At 60.8% G+C, this 14,639-nt stretch carries 17 protein-coding genes and 1 pseudogene; all 18 read right to left on the bottom strand.

Going from position 1 to position 14,639, the window contains the following annotated elements; translation table 11 throughout:
* Positions 1–980 (bottom strand): phage tail protein (locus AC1DLB_RS05715; RefSeq protein WP_477784715.1); only part of this gene is annotated, 980 nt, incomplete at its 3' end.
* An 11-nt stretch (positions 981–991) separates the two neighbouring features.
* On the bottom strand, positions 992–1,591 hold the full coding sequence (locus AC1DLB_RS05710) for a YmfQ family protein (RefSeq protein WP_477743345.1): 600 nt from the start codon (positions 1,589–1,591) through the stop codon (positions 992–994).
* Positions 1,579–2,622, bottom strand: coding sequence for a baseplate J/gp47 family protein (locus AC1DLB_RS05705; protein WP_477743344.1), 1,044 nt, complete (start codon positions 2,620–2,622; stop codon positions 1,579–1,581). Before AC1DLB_RS05705 ends, AC1DLB_RS05710 begins: the two co-directional genes overlap by 13 nt.
* On the bottom strand, positions 2,612–3,010 hold the full coding sequence (locus AC1DLB_RS05700; protein WP_003222234.1) for a phage GP46 family protein: 399 nt from the start codon (positions 3,008–3,010) through the stop codon (positions 2,612–2,614). Before AC1DLB_RS05700 ends, AC1DLB_RS05705 begins: the two co-directional genes overlap by 11 nt.
* Positions 3,010–3,519, bottom strand: a complete 510-nt coding sequence (locus AC1DLB_RS05695; protein WP_064620009.1) for a phage baseplate assembly protein V — start codon at positions 3,517–3,519, stop codon at positions 3,010–3,012. Before AC1DLB_RS05695 ends, AC1DLB_RS05700 begins: the two co-directional genes overlap by 1 nt.
* A 67-nt stretch (positions 3,520–3,586) precedes the next feature.
* Positions 3,587–4,630, bottom strand: a complete 1,044-nt coding sequence (locus AC1DLB_RS05690) for a phage baseplate assembly protein (protein ID WP_477743343.1) — start codon at positions 4,628–4,630, stop codon at positions 3,587–3,589.
* A gap of 3 nt (positions 4,631–4,633) precedes the next feature.
* Complete coding sequence (locus AC1DLB_RS05685; protein ID WP_477743342.1) at positions 4,634–5,869, bottom strand: DNA circularization protein; 1,236 nt, start codon at positions 5,867–5,869, stop codon at positions 4,634–4,636.
* Positions 5,856–7,358, bottom strand: a complete 1,503-nt coding sequence (locus tag AC1DLB_RS05680) for a phage tail family protein (RefSeq protein WP_064620017.1) — start codon at positions 7,356–7,358, stop codon at positions 5,856–5,858. The genes AC1DLB_RS05685 and AC1DLB_RS05680 overlap by 14 nt, the downstream gene beginning before the upstream one ends.
* A gap of 130 nt (positions 7,359–7,488) precedes the next feature.
* On the bottom strand, positions 7,489–7,785 hold the full coding sequence (locus AC1DLB_RS05675) for a phage tail assembly protein (protein ID WP_018926972.1): 297 nt from the start codon (positions 7,783–7,785) through the stop codon (positions 7,489–7,491).
* Positions 7,782–8,129: a phage tail tube protein gene (locus AC1DLB_RS05670; protein ID WP_064620022.1), complete on the bottom strand. Its 348-nt coding sequence runs from the start codon at positions 8,127–8,129 to the stop codon at positions 7,782–7,784. The genes AC1DLB_RS05675 and AC1DLB_RS05670 overlap by 4 nt, the downstream gene beginning before the upstream one ends.
* Positions 8,130–8,196: 67 nt before the next feature.
* On the bottom strand, positions 8,197–9,693 hold the full coding sequence (locus AC1DLB_RS05665; protein ID WP_477784714.1) for a phage tail sheath subtilisin-like domain-containing protein: 1,497 nt from the start codon (positions 9,691–9,693) through the stop codon (positions 8,197–8,199).
* The gene (locus AC1DLB_RS05660; protein ID WP_477743341.1) at positions 9,693–9,875 is read right to left on the bottom strand and encodes a DUF2635 domain-containing protein; all 183 of its coding nucleotides are present in this window, start codon (positions 9,873–9,875) and stop codon (positions 9,693–9,695) included. Before AC1DLB_RS05660 ends, AC1DLB_RS05665 begins: the two co-directional genes overlap by 1 nt.
* The gene (locus tag AC1DLB_RS05655) at positions 9,872–10,456 is read right to left on the bottom strand and encodes a phage tail terminator protein (protein WP_477743340.1); all 585 of its coding nucleotides are present in this window, start codon (positions 10,454–10,456) and stop codon (positions 9,872–9,874) included. Before AC1DLB_RS05655 ends, AC1DLB_RS05660 begins: the two co-directional genes overlap by 4 nt.
* A gap of 139 nt (positions 10,457–10,595) precedes the next feature.
* Positions 10,596–11,612: a phage late control D family protein gene (locus tag AC1DLB_RS05650; RefSeq protein WP_477743339.1), complete on the bottom strand. Its 1,017-nt coding sequence runs from the start codon at positions 11,610–11,612 to the stop codon at positions 10,596–10,598.
* 9 nt (positions 11,613–11,621) lie between these two features.
* Positions 11,622–11,834 (bottom strand): tail protein X, encoded by a 213-nt coding sequence (locus tag AC1DLB_RS05645; RefSeq protein WP_111454266.1) that lies wholly within the window; start codon positions 11,832–11,834, stop codon positions 11,622–11,624.
* On the bottom strand, positions 11,827–12,210 hold the full coding sequence (locus tag AC1DLB_RS05640; protein WP_477784713.1) for a phage tail protein: 384 nt from the start codon (positions 12,208–12,210) through the stop codon (positions 11,827–11,829). The genes AC1DLB_RS05645 and AC1DLB_RS05640 overlap by 8 nt, the downstream gene beginning before the upstream one ends.
* Positions 12,210–14,369 carry a phage tail tape measure protein gene (locus tag AC1DLB_RS05635; RefSeq protein WP_477784712.1) on the bottom strand — a complete coding sequence of 720 codons (2,160 nt, stop codon included), beginning with the start codon at positions 14,367–14,369 and terminating at the stop codon, positions 12,210–12,212. Before AC1DLB_RS05635 ends, AC1DLB_RS05640 begins: the two co-directional genes overlap by 1 nt.
* A gap of 128 nt (positions 14,370–14,497) precedes the next feature.
* Positions 14,498–14,639: pseudogene (locus AC1DLB_RS05630) on the bottom strand (phage tail assembly protein); the annotation flags it as partial.

Raw genomic sequence — 14,639 nt, 5'->3', positions numbered from 1 at the left:
GCAGTGCCATCCCAACCCCGTGGGACTTTTCCGCGCCCGTCCGGCACGTTGGACGTAGTCGATCCGTCGCCTACACCGAATGGACAGATGGCCACGGTAACGCCAGTGTTGGTGGCCGTGGCGTTTGCGGACAGCGTGATGGTACTGGCACCGACAGCAGTGACAGTTGCGCCAGCTGGGATTCCCGTACCACTGATTGGCATGCCAACCCACATCGATGATGGACTGGTCACGCTGGAAATGCTGTTGCTACCGGACGTCACGTTGCCGGTTGGACGTGCGGTGATGGCGTTGAACAGGTCAGCATAAGTAGTGCGCGATACCGATGCCCCATCCGCAGCCATGAACCCGGCAGGGGGAGCCATGGTGGAAAACCACTTCATTTCCCCGATTGGTGGGGCGAACAGGCTGCTTGCTTGGCCGAGCTGAACGGCATGCTGACTTTTCGTCGCCGGGGCAATCTGGGAGGCTCCTCCAAGTGACTCGATGATGATCCATGCGCCGTTGCCACCGTTTACCCCAGCCTGTACCAGGTACATCAGCACAGCCACACCGACGGGCAACTCGCCTCCTTGAAGAGGTTGCAAACCCAGACCATAAATCGGTTTGGCTGCAAAACCATCAGGCGCATAGGTCGATGCGCCAGTATTGGCATGGGCGATTACAAGGTGCTGGAAGTAGCCAGAACCTGGAAGCGCAGTTAACGCTGGGGAGTTAGTTGCCGAATACACATTGGCCGCGCCAGTATCCGTGAGAAGGGTCGGCTGTTTATTTACAAGACGGATGGCGGCAATGAGTTGATTGTTACTTTCCTCATCCGGGGCAAGGCCCGCCGCAGAAATCACATTGAGTATTTCTTCAGTGACCGCATTGCCCCACTGGGAAGGAATCAAGGATCCCGGCGTCCCAAGCAATGGGTTTTCATCTACAAATTTGCCGCCTACCAGCCCAATGCCGGGCGCGCTAATTGGAAAATCCATGTTCTTACCTCTCAGTCATAATTGATGTGTAAAACGGTGTGTGCCGGAATCTGCCGGCGTATCAAGCATTCAAGGGCGTTGCCTGAGTTAGCCCCGAAACGCTCGCCCCAATAACTCGCGCCAAAACGCCGCCCCAGCAACAATCTCCCACCGGTATTCAGGGTCCACATGAACTGCGCCTGCCAGGTCCCGAAGTGCGCCGCGCCAAACCGCGCCCGTCCCATTCGCGGGGCTTCGAATTCGGTGATGGTGGCGTTGGGATAACCCTGGCTCTTGGCGATTTCGATGTAGTAGCTGATGGCCTGGCTGCCGACTGCGAGCAAGCGGCGGCGCACGGCCAGTCGGCGGTCATCGAACAACGGGGTGGCGCCCAGGCACGGGTCGGGCAGGTTCATCACCCGTTCCCAGTCGGGTACCAATTCGCTGACGCCGGACGGGTCCATTTCATTGAGCAGGTCGGCGGCACGGGCGTCGAGGCGGGCCAGTTCCTGGGCGACGCCTTCGAGCACTTCTTCGAGTTCAGGAACTTGTTCGGGGTCCCAGGCCGGCCCGCTGGGCAGCAGGCTGCGCAGTTGGGCGTGGTATTGCGCGGCGGTTCTTATGCCCCCCATATGCAACCTCCAAACGTAAGCAATTCGCTTTGATTGGCGGGGACATCGGCGACGGGCGAGGTGAGTGAGTGGTCGTATTCACCACTGGTGCTGCTGATGACTTCACGGATGTGACTGATCAACAACTTCTGGCCGAGGTCGGCTTCACGGTTATGCAGGTCTCGCAATTGCGCTTCGACGGCGGCGCGTACTGCTGTGGTGTCGGGATTCACGCTGAGGTGATAGACGACCGGTACCTGAACCGGCCGCTGTACATGCACTTCGGCGGTGACCGGACGTAGGGGCTCGATGTAGGCCTGGACTTCGGCCAGTTGCTCGTCGTTCGGCACCGGCTGCGGATCGTCGTCACGCATGATGAACAGGCTGACCGTGCCCGGCCCCAACAAACCGCCACGGCACCAGGCGCGAGTCACGCCAGGGCATTCCAGGGCCCAGGTTTCATAGTCCTGGGCCGAACCGCCGTGGGGGATGATGCGGTAGGAGCGAATCACCCGCGAGCGCAGTGACTCCAGGCTTTCCCGCGCTACACCGCCGTTGAGTCCCGGCGCCAGCACGGTAAAGCTATTGCCGGCGATCCCCGCTATCGGCTGCACCGGAATCAACGTCATGCCGGCCTCGGCATTGCCCAGGCTGCCGGCTTCGAGCGCGGCGATGGTGGTGCTGTTGAGGCCGTTGCTGGTGGTGCGCGCGGCGGTCACTTTGTAGGTGCGACCGTCGCTTGATTGCAGCAGGGTGTCGACGTCCAGCACGGCACCGGCGCTGGCGGTAAAGCTGACGCTGCCGCTGGCCGCTTGTGCGGATTTGCGCGGCTGGTTCAGACGCAGTGCGGCGATGCGTTCCAGGGTCGATTCATCAGCCTTGTCCGGGAGGATCTGCTCGGCGATCCAGTCCAGGTAGCCATACAGGCCATAGGCGGCGCCACCGAGGGTGCGGGCCAGCACTTGCGCATCGGACTGGCGCAGCGAATCGCTGGCCAGGTCGCTTTGGGTGCGTTTGATCAGCACCGGCAGCGAAGGGGTTTCAAACGGCATAGATCACCTGCCAACTGTTATCAGGGTTGATGTCCAGGCGCTCGCCGTCGGCCAGGGTCAGGACCGTGCGCAGGTTCAGGCGCTGGGCGTCGAGGCGTTCGCTGATGATGTCGATGGCGCTGCAGTGGCCGTCGTCGATCAGCCATTGCAGGGCTTCGCGGGCGTAGAACTCGGCGTCCATCTGGGTCTGGCGGGTCAGCTTGACCCGGCGCAACAGCCACAACCGCGAACCGATGCGGTCGTCGGCCACCGTAGGAAAGCTGTCGCCCCACCAGCCGAAACGCTCTTCATCGTCGAGGGCATCGTCATCGGCGGCGCGGCGCCAGGTGAACAGACTGATCAGCACTGCACGGGTCAGTGCGGCGTGGAGGTTCTGGCTGATCAACATCACTGCCCTCCCGCCGGTACGCCGGTCTGGCCGCTGCCCGCTTGCACGCCGACGTGCACGTGTTTGATCTGGCTGATGCCGCCAGCAATCTGATCGCCGGTGGAGACGATTTTTCCGGTCTGATTGATTACGGGTGTGTCGAAGTTGACTGCACTGCTGGCGCGGATATTCAGGGTGGCGGTTTCGATATCGATGATCCGCCCGCGCTTGAAGTGGATCTTGTCGCCTTCGTCGGTGTAGATCGCCACTTCTCCCGCGGCCAGGGACTGGAGGCGATAGCGACGGTCAGTGACCACCAGCACGATGGCGTGGGAGCGATCACCGCCCAGAAACGTGGCGACACCTTCGGCGCCAGCCAGTGGGTTGCTGGTGAATCCGTAGGGTTCGAAGTGCTCCATGTCGTCGTTCACTTCGCCAGCGGTGAGGCGCATTTGCAGCGATTGAAGCTTGGTGGCCGAGTTGGCGAGCACGACAGTGCCGCGCGCCAGGAGGCGTGTCAGTAGGCTCATGTTGAATTCCTTGGAGGGGCGAGGCCGAAGGCTGCGACCTTTTAAGGGGCTACCTTATAAGGGGCTATCAGGTTTTCTTCGGGGGCTCGGGATTGGCATCGAAGGTATGCGGCGGTGCGACTTGCAGGGTGGTGATCGAACCTTGCGCCGACAGCGAGTAGGTCACCTTGGAAATCAGCATGTCGTCATCGAATCCCAGCACCGGATCCTTGACCCTGACCTGCGTGTTATGACGCCACAGATCGCCGTTGGATTGCCGCCAACCCTGCACCTGATAGGTGGTGGTTTTGGCCTTGCCGACGCGGGTGGCGCTTTCCCAGTTGGCCCGTTGCAATGCCAGATCGGGATTGATCTGCATGCCTTCGTTGATCACCGTGACCCGCCGACGCTTGTAGCTCAGGTCGGCAGACACCGATTCAACCTCGCTGACCGCCGTCCCGCTCTTCTTGTCCGTGCCCTTTTGCTGACCGATGACCCGGTATTCGGAAAACACCTGGCTGTAATCCATCGGCGCGTTGGCCGACAGAATATTCTTGCCCAACTCCAGCGCATCGCTGGCTCGGCCACCACTGCCAGGCCGGGCCAACACCAACCGGCCCTGGGCATCATCGGTAGAAAACACCCGGAACAGCGTCAGCAAGCGGTCGATGGATTGRAACACCGTTTCCCCCGGCACGATGGTGTGACTGCTGAGCCGGGCAGTCTCGGGAATTTCACTGACCACAAAGACCTTGTAGGTGATCGCCAGCGCTTCGACGATGCTCAACAGCGATTGCTCATGCCATTGGTTCGGGCGGTTGGTGGCGGCGCAATCCACCAGGTCCTGAGTACAAGAACTGCCTTCGATGTTCAGGCTGATCTGTCGCCCGTCATAACTGATCGGCGCCTTGAACACATACCCGGTCAGCACCAGATCCTGGCCGATGCGCACTTCACAGGCGTCACCGGGCTGGATCCGCTTGTCTACGGTCTGCCCCGGCCATTGCCAGGTGATGTTGAGCTTAAAGGTGCGGAACTGACGCTCCAGATCCGCCGTGATTTCCACGCTTTTCCAACCACCGTACTCCAGGCCGCCGACCGTCAACGTGACGCGGTTATCCATCTCGTTCATGGTTCACTTCCCGGAGACTTTCACATCGTTCGGCGCGTACCCTGGATGGGTAATCCCGTTGCGCTGAATCACTTCGGTGACCCGCGTTGCGTCGGCAAATTGCTTGTACGCCACGACCAGCGCCGGAAGGCTTTCCTGAAAAGACTTGCTGACCTGTCGTACACCCGACGAAGCCACTGCCTTGAGATGCGCAAGCAGCGCCTGCTTCACATCGTCGATGGCCTGATAATGCGCGGGGCTGGCCTTGTCCAGCATCGGGTTGGTCGCCTCGACCAGCGCCTTTTGCAGTGCTTTCAAATCGTCGGTGACCGGCACCTCCTGCCGGGTGACCGGCAGGTTCGCCTGCTGCTCCAGCGATGGTGTCGACGACAGTTTCACCGGTGTCGACGCGACCGGCATCGAGGCGACCCATTGCGCCACTTTGACCAGCAGCGTGTCCTGCACCAGATCGGCCATGGCTTGCGCTGCGGCCGTGGTGTCCTTGCCGGTGGTGAGCTTCGGCGCATCGGCCTTGCGGATGGCTTCGAGCTGTTGGGACACGTCGGCAATCACGCCACGATAACCCTCCTTCGCGAAGTCCTTGAGCGATTTGATATCGCCGAGCAAGCCCTTGAATTCCGCCGCCACTTCCTTGGGCAATTCCTTGACCGCTTTGACCAGCTCGGTGATCTGCCGATATTGCTCGATCAACGGTTTGAGCTGTTCCTTGATCACGTCATACACCCCGGTCAGGCTGTTGCGCAGATTGGCGATGCCGATTCGCGCGGCCTTGATCAGGGTCATGGCCTGTTCGAAACGCGCCACCGCCGAGCCCAGCAAGGTGTCGGCCTTGGCCAGCAGCACCTTCTGCGTGCTGATCGTGGCCGTCGGAAACGGCAGCGGTTCATCGGGGTAAAACTTCAGCGTAAACGTCACCAGCCCGCCGTCCTGGCGGGTGTGGGTCATGTCGCATTCGCCGACCTTGACCTGTAGCCGCCCCAGCCATGGATGGACCAGTTCACCACTGCCCTGCTCCAGCGCCTTGAGCAGCTTGTCGCGCTGCTCCAGGCAATCGGGGCCGACGATGAACGCCGTCAGATCATGGATCTTCGCCTGTTGGCCAAGGCTCTCGAAAAACGGCAGGTCCCGCTGCGGATACTCGTGCAACTGGCCCTTTTTACCGACCGGGGTTTTCGCCTGATCGACCCAGAAACCGACACCGCGAAAGGACGCCGGCAACAAACGGTCACGCCAACTCATTGGAGCCTCCCAGGGAAAGTGAGCGGTAGCCGATGCGCGAGTTGAGCGACAGCCCCGGTTGATTGGTTTGCGGTTGATCGGTGCGCAGCCCGGCCGGCGCGTTTTCGAAGCGAACCGTCAGGCCGCCTTCGAGTTGCGTGCGATTGTTGGCGGCGCTTTGTTGGATCAAGGCGTTGGAGTTTTGAGTCAGAGAACCGGGCTGCAACAACGACGACTTGAGCGGCAAACTGCCGGGAGTCGCCAGCGCGTTTGAGGGCTGCTCGGAAGCGGCATTGATGAACGCCGCCACCGGCGCAAACTCCCCCTTGCCTTCAGCATTGGTTTTCTTTTGCACCTCGGTGAAGCTTTCGACCTTGCCGGTAATTTGGGCGATAAAACCACCAAAGCTACCGCCAAGCATCTCCTGGATGGGCGCCAGAATGGCCCGGAGCTTTTCCGCTTTTTCACTGAAAAACTGAACCACGGATGCCCATGTTTCGCTCAGTGCATCCAAGGGCGACCAAGTGAACAGCCCGCTGAGGTAGGAAAAGAACGCCTGCGCTCCAAGCTTGATCGACTCCCAGTAGCCCGAGAACATGGCAGGGACCTGATCCCAAGCGGCGGCAATGGCGTCCAGCGGCACCCAGTCGAACAGGCTGCGCAGTTTCTCCTTCACCGGCACAGTCAGTGCCACGAGCAGATCCCAGATCGCCGCAAACAAACCGACAACGGCCCCCCAGTTGTTCAGGATCATTCCGTAGGGCGTCCAGGCAAACCACGCCTTGAGGAAGTCGAATCCTGCACTCACGACTGCTTTGACTTGATCAAAAATTGCCGAGAAAACGCCGCTGATCGGAGCCCAATAACCGACAACCTTTTGCCAGAGCCCGGCGAAAAACGTCGAAATCGGCTCCCAGTTGGTAATGATCACACCGGCCGCCATGGCAATGCCCATGGCAATCAGCATGATGGGATTGGTCTTGAGCACCATGCTCATCAGATCGAACACTTGCGTCGCGCCGGTCACGGCCGTTTGCATTGCCGAAAATGCGATGGCACCTGCCGCCAACCCTTCGACCAGTTTCGGGTTGTCATCAAGCAGGCTGCCAAATCCTACCAACAACGGTTGAAGACCTGCCGTTATGGTCGCGACAGCAGGCTGCAAGGCCGTGTTGGCCGCGATCGACACCTGCTCCATCGAGCGACTGAACACATTCATGTTTTGCGTAGCGCTCACCGGCGCTTTCGGCAAATCAACGCCTTCGGCTGCTTCATTGACTTCGGTCAATTTGCCCTTGAACGCGTCGGACACCTTGATCGCATCCATGAACGGCGTGATCACGCTACCGCCCTTGAACAAGCCGCTGATGTCCAGTTTGCCGAGGCCTGTCTGCTCCAGATTTTTCTTGAAGCTCTCGACTTTTTCCCGAAGGGCGCCGAGTTTGGGTGACAGTTCATCGATGCCCGTGAGCAGCACCGATGTTTTCCCTTTCGTTTGTGTGTCTGCCATCACTGCACCTGCTGCATCGCATTGATCCGTTGCGCGTGCTCCAGCGATTCGCGGAGCACATCCAGTGGCCTGGCCATCATCTGTTCGGGGTCAACCTTCCAGAACCAGGCCAGGTCATAGGCGACTGCGATCAGGTCGGTGATGGCTCCGACGCCGCACTCATGAAAAAACTCGCGACCGCCCAACTCAGCGTGTTGAGGTCAGCCAGATCCAGCTGGTTGACCGAAGACGGCGGGATGCCGGCGCACACGGCGATGTATTTGGCCGCGACGTCCATGTCGAGGCTGACCTCTTCGCTCTTGTCGATCTTGTACGGCAACGCCTTGATCGCCCGCACTTCCTGCACCGTCGGGCGGCGCAGGTTGAGCTCGGTCAAGGGCTCGCCGTGGGCTTCGATCGCAACTTGAAGCTTCACGGCGTTGCTCATTGCCAGGCCCCCTTGATGCCTTCGAATTTCAGTTCGATGGTGGCGTCATCGCCTTTGGATACCGGCTCTTCCACCAGATAGGCGCCGGCCAGTACGTAGACTTTGCCGTTGCTGAATTCGCAAGTGACGGTCATGTCGGAGCCTGCGATCAGTTGCTTGAGCGGGAAGTCTGCGGTGTGCAGCGCCGTCACTTTGAACGACGGCGCGATGTCGGTTTCCTTGTAGAAGCCGGGCACGACGGTTTCCCGTTTAACGGCCATCAATGGCGCTTCGCAGCCGCCGTTGATGGTCAATTGAGCGCCGTCCACTTTGACGTAGCAGGTGCCCGCAATCAGTTGACCCATGGTGTTTCTCCCTTCAAATAAAAAGCCCACACGCGGTGGGCCGAATTCACACAGTCAAAGGCAGCGATCAGGCTGCGTCGTCGTATTGCAGACGGAACTGGTTGAGCAGCGCGAACACGCGCAGGCCGTTGATGTAGTCCGGCGGGAACAGCACATTGACCCGGCTCGGGTCCTGGGTGTCGCGCTCGACGATCAGGTGTTCGGCGAACAGCTCGGCGTTTTCCACATGGCCTTCCAGTTCGAGCTTGGCGTACTGGGCGATCAGCTCACCGCGAATGGTGCTCGGGGTAACGATTGGCTGGCCGGCGCCGAAACGGGTGCCGTCGGAGGCCAGTTTGTGGCGACCGTATTTGCTGGTGATCACGCTTTGCAGACGACGCACGATGAACGCCGACTGGTGCATGGTTTCGCTGTCCAGGTAGGAGTTGTCTGCCTGGCCGTAGGCGTTCTTCTGATAGGTGGTGATCGAACGCTGAATGCGCACGTAGCCGCCTTCGTAGTACGCAGTGGCGATGCCGTAGTTGAGCAACGACTGACGCTCGGTCAGGGTGAACCGCTCGCTCGCCGGAGCCGGGTCGAGACCTGGCAGGCTGCCGCTTTGGGTCGGACGGCTGGCGTCGGCCGAGATGAACACCGAGGTGCGCGCAGCCAGTGCGGCGGCCTGCACCCAGAACGGTTGCGGTACACCCGGTTCCAGCGCCTGGATGGTCATGTGCTGGTCGTTACGCGCTTGACCTGCCGCCACCAGCGTACCGACGGTGCCGCGTTTGGCACTGTAGACGTGACCGAACAACTGCTTGGCCCAGGACCAACGACCGGTGCTGTCATCCATGACCGCTTGCCAGGTGTTGAGCGTCGACAGATCCGACCACGGCATGCAGATGAACTCGAACGGTTCATCGCCCAGCGCCGCCACGGCAGCCACTTGATCCGGTACACCGGCGCCGCCGGTCATGGCGGTGATGGCCGAGGTCAGGCCCGCCGGGGTTTCTTCGCCGTTGCTCTTGCCCAGGCGGTTGAATTGCRGGCTGATGTCGTTGCCGCTGTCACCAGTCCATTTGGCGCTCAGGGTGACCACACCTCCGACCGCCGCCGCAGTGACCGGCAGATCGGCGCTGGCATTGATTTTCAGGGCCAGGGCGGTGGCCGCTTGCGCCGCGGTGGCGCCGTTGACGATGGCTGCCTGAACGCGAACGCCGCCGACGTACAGGTTGAGCACGCCGCTTTGGGTCGCCGCACCGGTCAGAGTCAGCACGCCTTTGGCAATGCTGCCTTCGGTGCTGTGCAGCGGCAGGCACCAGATCTCGCCGATCGGGTCGGTCTTGCGCCAGGTTTCGTACATCGAGGCGAGCATCGAGCCCTGGCCGCCAATGCTTTTGGCCAGCGCCACGCTGGACACCAGCACCAGTTTGCCGGCATCGGCCGGCGCAATGTTGTCGTTGACCTGAGCGACGATCAGGCGGCGCATGGCCGACGAGGCGCTATTGGCGGCCGAGTTGTCCATTTCGGCATAGAACAGCGGAACACGAATGTCCGCGGGGATGTTGCTGAATCCGATCGCCATTATTTGGCTCCCTGTGGTTTCGCCGCTTTCACGGCTTTGGTAGTGATATCGCCATCGGCCAGACGTCGACGCCACCAGGCGTTGTCCGGCACTTCACGGCCCTCGAGGGGCAACAGATCGCCCGCTTCCGGATCCGGCACGACACGGCCCGGGACCGGCAGCACGCTGATGCGTTTGCTCATGGGGTTACGTCTCCAGAGAAAGTCAGTTCCAGGCGCCCGTCGGGGCCTGGGCGTTGCAGATTGGGGTCCGCCGGGTCGATCGCATCGACCCGCACGGTGACCCCGGTAAAGGACGACAAGCCGTCCAGTTCACGCTCGTGCCAGCTCTGCGCCGGTTGCCCCGGCAAATTGCGGCCGAGCTGGAATTCGGTGAAAAAGCGCAGGCGATAGAGCACACGGCTGCTGTTGATGGAAACCACTTCGCCGCCGTCGTAGGCGATGGCGCTGTAGTCGTTACCAGGCTTGAAACCCACCAGTGCGCGCCACAGTTCGGCGCGCAGGTCGTGCAGTTGATCCAGCGCTGCAACGGCGTCCGCGGTGTCGAGCACCAGGGTGACTTCGAAGCGGTCGCGGATCGGTTGCAGCATCAGGTTTTGCGCCACGCTTTTGCTCGCCACATCGGCGATGGGGACGACGTAGGCGCAAGGCGTGGCGAGCAGGTTGCTGGCTTGCAGGGTGGCGAGGTCGATGCCCGCGGCCACACGATTGGCCAGGGTCGGGCATTGCGCACGCAGTTGCGTGAGGATCGGCGTGATCTTCATGAGGGCGCTCCAATATTTTTTGAGGGTGCGATTGAACCTGTGGGAGCGGGCTTGCCCGCGATAGCGGTGGGTCAGGCAACATTGATGTTGAGTGTGCTGCCGTCTTCGCGGGCAAGCCCGCTCCCACAAGGGATGTGCGTCAGGCCTTGGCGTCCAGGCAGGTCGCGTCAATCTTGCAGCGATAGCTTTTTTCCCGGTCRCCGGTGGCGGTGACCTTGTCGATCGACCATCGACCACGCATGAAATCCGGCCAGGTGGGGTCCAGCAGCACGACCCCTTCAGCGGACAACCCCGGATTGCCAGGGCATTCGATCGTCACCTTGAGTGCTTCGCGCATCATCCGGCGGGTCTCGCCTTCGGCGGCGGCCTGGGCATCGTCTGCGCTCTGAAAACGCTGGCGGAGGGTCTTGAACGGTGCGATGCCACTCTCCTCGACACGCACTTTGCCGGCCGCCGCGTCCCACCAACTGGTCTTGCAGCCCTGGTATTTCGCCCGGGCGGTTTCATCCAGAACGGCGGAGATAAAGGCGTGATCGCCTGGGCGATTGTTGCTCGTCACCGACAGCTTTATGGTCGGCAGAACTTTGCCTGATAACGATTTCGCCTGGCCGCGCCGTGCCAGCACATACAGCTCGTTGACCGGTTTGGCGACGGCGTCATGCAGGTAGGCCAATCGCGTCAGAAAACCCATGTCGGTTTCGTTGGACTGGTCGATGTGCGCGATTTTTATCAGTGACAGGTCCGGGGCCACACGAGGGGAAAACCCGTGCCTAGATGTCAACTGGCGAAACAGCGCACCCAAGGTCGTCGGACCATGGCTGACCGATCGGCGCTGTTTGAACCCGGTCTGATCCGCCGCACTGAACGGCGCCGCCGTGGCCACCAGCGTCAGACGCAGAGGGAACAGCGTCGGCGTGCGTCGGGTAATGACGAACTCGCCTTTATCCACCAGCCCCGACTCCAGATAACCGACCCGCAGACCGATTTTCCCGCCCAGGCTGGGCAACCCTTCAAGCCCATCCAGACTGATCACGAGCGTCAGTTGATCGGACTCGATCCCCGCTGCGTCGATGTGCGTCCAACTGAGCAATCGTTCGTTGAGCAGCGCAGCGTTTGCGCCGTAAATTTCTACCGCAGGCGTGAAACCCAGTGACATGCTGCCTCCTTAATCCCAGGCCGAAACCGGTGTGGGTGCGACGGGTTTCGAATCCACTTCCGGCAGCACAACCCACACACCCGCCGGCAATATCGGCCCCCATTCGGCAAGCTCCGGATTAAGACGCCAAAGCACTTCCTCGGTGGCATCGTCACAACGCTCAAGCTCGCGGTACAGCAACAGATTCACCGAATCACCGGCGATACTTCGAACCCTACGCATTGGCGAACTCCGTCAACTCGATAATCCAATCGACCACCATCGCGGTGCCGTCATCAAGGATGTTGTTTTGGGTTTCCGACACCTTGTTGATCTGCCACAGGCCCCAGTTGCGGCCRATGCCGTCAACCAAGGGCAAAGGGATGCGCAGCGCCTGCAAGGCACGCAGCTCATCGAGCCGATCCATGGCGGTCGCGTACATCGACTTGCCTGTTATCGTCAGCCCTTGCAGGCCTTGGCCGACCTGACTGGATTTGGGTTTGCTGGTGAGGATGTCGATGCTTTTCCAGCCGCCGTCCGAGGTGTGCAGCAGGGTGTGGTAAGCGAAGKTTCTGGACAGGCCGAAAATGAAACTGCCGAGTGCCATTTGCTGACGCATCACGTACCTCCGTCAGTCAGGGCCGCATCACTTCGCATGGCGAGTGAGTTGGGCATGGTCATGAGTCCGAATTGGCCCGTGATCTGTTGCACAACCAGGTTCGCCAATTGACTGGCGCTAGCCTGATCCTGGCCATTGATATAGATGTTCGCGTTAACCGTGTTCTGTTGATTACTCGTCTGGGCGTTGGTCAGGTCTTTGCTGACCTGATCTGGAGCGGCGAGCTTGTCGGCGGGTGTAGCGAGTTTCTCACCCAGCCATTCCCCTCCCCAACTGCCCGCCATCCCCCCCAACAAACCACCGATTACGCCACCGACCGCCGTGCCCAGAACAGGCACCACACTGCCGATCATGGCACCGGCAGCAGCACCGGCATAAGTGCCGGCGAGCCCACCACCGGCTGAGCCCAGCGCCCCGCCGACCGCTTTGGTATCACCCGCCTGCAAGCCTTTGACGGCATCGTAACCAGCACTGAGCAGCATCAGCGGCGCGACCCGTCTGGTGACTGCCGAGCCCATTCTGGCGGCACCCAGCAAGCGACTCCCGGTCGACATACGTGGCAGTTTGGTAGCGCTTTTTGGGATGGGCTTGGTCGCGGCTTTTCCAGGAGCTGCGCTTTTTCCGGCCCTTGCGCCTCGGGATTGCTTTTTGCCCTTACCACCGCGTGCCTTGGCATCGGCTGTCAGATCCCCCGTTTCGGGAATCGGTCGCGCACCTGCCAGAACCAGAAGTTTTGTCGCCGCGGCGGTGATGGCCGAGGCCATCGCAACCTTGATTTCAGCACCACGCGCCAACGCAATGGCTCCCGCGAGCACCAGTAATCCTGCAGTAGCTTTCGGTTGTGCTTCAGCAACCCCGCTCAAGCCATCGGCCAATGCACCGAGCGACACCATCAAACCATCAGTCAACGGCGCCAGGGCATTGCCGCCCGCCGCAAACATCCGGTTCTTACTCGCATCCAGCGCATTCCAGCGCCCTTGCGAGGTTTCACCCAGCRCCTCGGCGGATTTCGCTACGGAGCCGTTGAATTTCGGCAACGTCCCGTCGGATGTCCGCTCGGACACCAGTAAAAACGCCTTTTGAACGTCTTCCGGTTTTTTCAGCAGTTCAAGAATCGCCGCGTTATCACCGAACAATGTCTTGGTCAGTGACTGCTGTTCTTCTGCTGGTTTTTTCTTCAGCGCTTCAAGTACCAGGTTGATCGTTCCCGGTGCGTCCTTGCGCAGGCCATCAGCCAACATCCCGGGATTGAATTTGCCGTCCAGATCAGACCAGGCCTTGCGCTGTTCCGGTGAAGCCGCGCCCCCCTTGGCCAAAACCGTGGTGAAGCCTTTCAAAGCCTCACCGGCACCGGACTTGTCCGCGCCGCTGTTCAAGAACGCCGCCGCGAGCGCCGCCATCTGTTCCGGCGTCATTCCCGCGGCGATGCCCGCCTCGCCACTGCGTTGCACGACAGAACCGATGTCTGCCGCTTTGACATTCAGACCGCTGTTGCCGAGATGGTTGGTTGCATCCGCCAGACTCAGGCTTTGTCCGCGATCCAGCTTCATTGAGGTGCGCCAGCCCAACAGCATCTCGCTGGCGGCCTTGACGTCGAGATTGAACGCCGACGCCGTCACCGCGCTATCTCGGGTGAAGTTCAGCAGTTCGTCCTGCTTTTTAGCCGGGTCGAGCCCGTCCCCGATACCTGCCTTCGCCGCCGCCAACTCGACCTGGGCCAGTTGAACCGCCGTTGCTCCGCTCGGAGCAACCTGCTTGTCAGTGGCCATTTTCAGATTGGCCTGCGACAGTTTCTGCAACTGGACGTTGTCCAGTTTCAGCACCTGGTTGAGCTCAACCATCGCCAACTCGGTCGCCATCGCCGACTTGAGCAAATCCGGTGGCGTGCGCTGATCAACCTCAGCCTTTAACTTGGACTTTGGCTCACTGCTTGCCGCAGGCACCGAAGCAGTCGCCTTGAGCAGCGACTGCTGCGACGACAGAGCAATGTTCAGCAACGCCAGTGCTTCGCGAAGTTTTACCTGTTCCGACACCAGCAGACGGATGTCGAGGCTGGCCGTGGTCAGGGCCAGGTTCAGGCCCGACGTTTCAGAGGCGCTGCCCAGTTGCGGCAATTCGATGCTTGCCGCACCGGACAGCGAATACTTACTGCCTGCCATCCTGCTCTACTCCTGTTTCACGCCAAGGCGAGTGATCGCAATGTCGTAGCGGCGCAAGGCCTTGCCGGCGTCCCACTCCAGAATTTCCGCCTCACTTACCGAGTAAATGAGCGGCACCACATCGAGGATTACTTCGATGTCGCGCTCCGAAAGAAGTCCGCCGGTTTGTTTAAAAAATCGTCGATGCGTACCTGAAGCTGTGTCCAGTCGGGCACGGTCAGCAGGTCCAGATCGGGCAGCATCAGCCCGGTGCAATGGGCGGTGATGATC

The sequence above is a fragment of the Pseudomonas sp. 05N434 genome (assembly GCF_056396965.1).
This window is presented reverse-complemented; position numbering and strand designations above follow the sequence as displayed.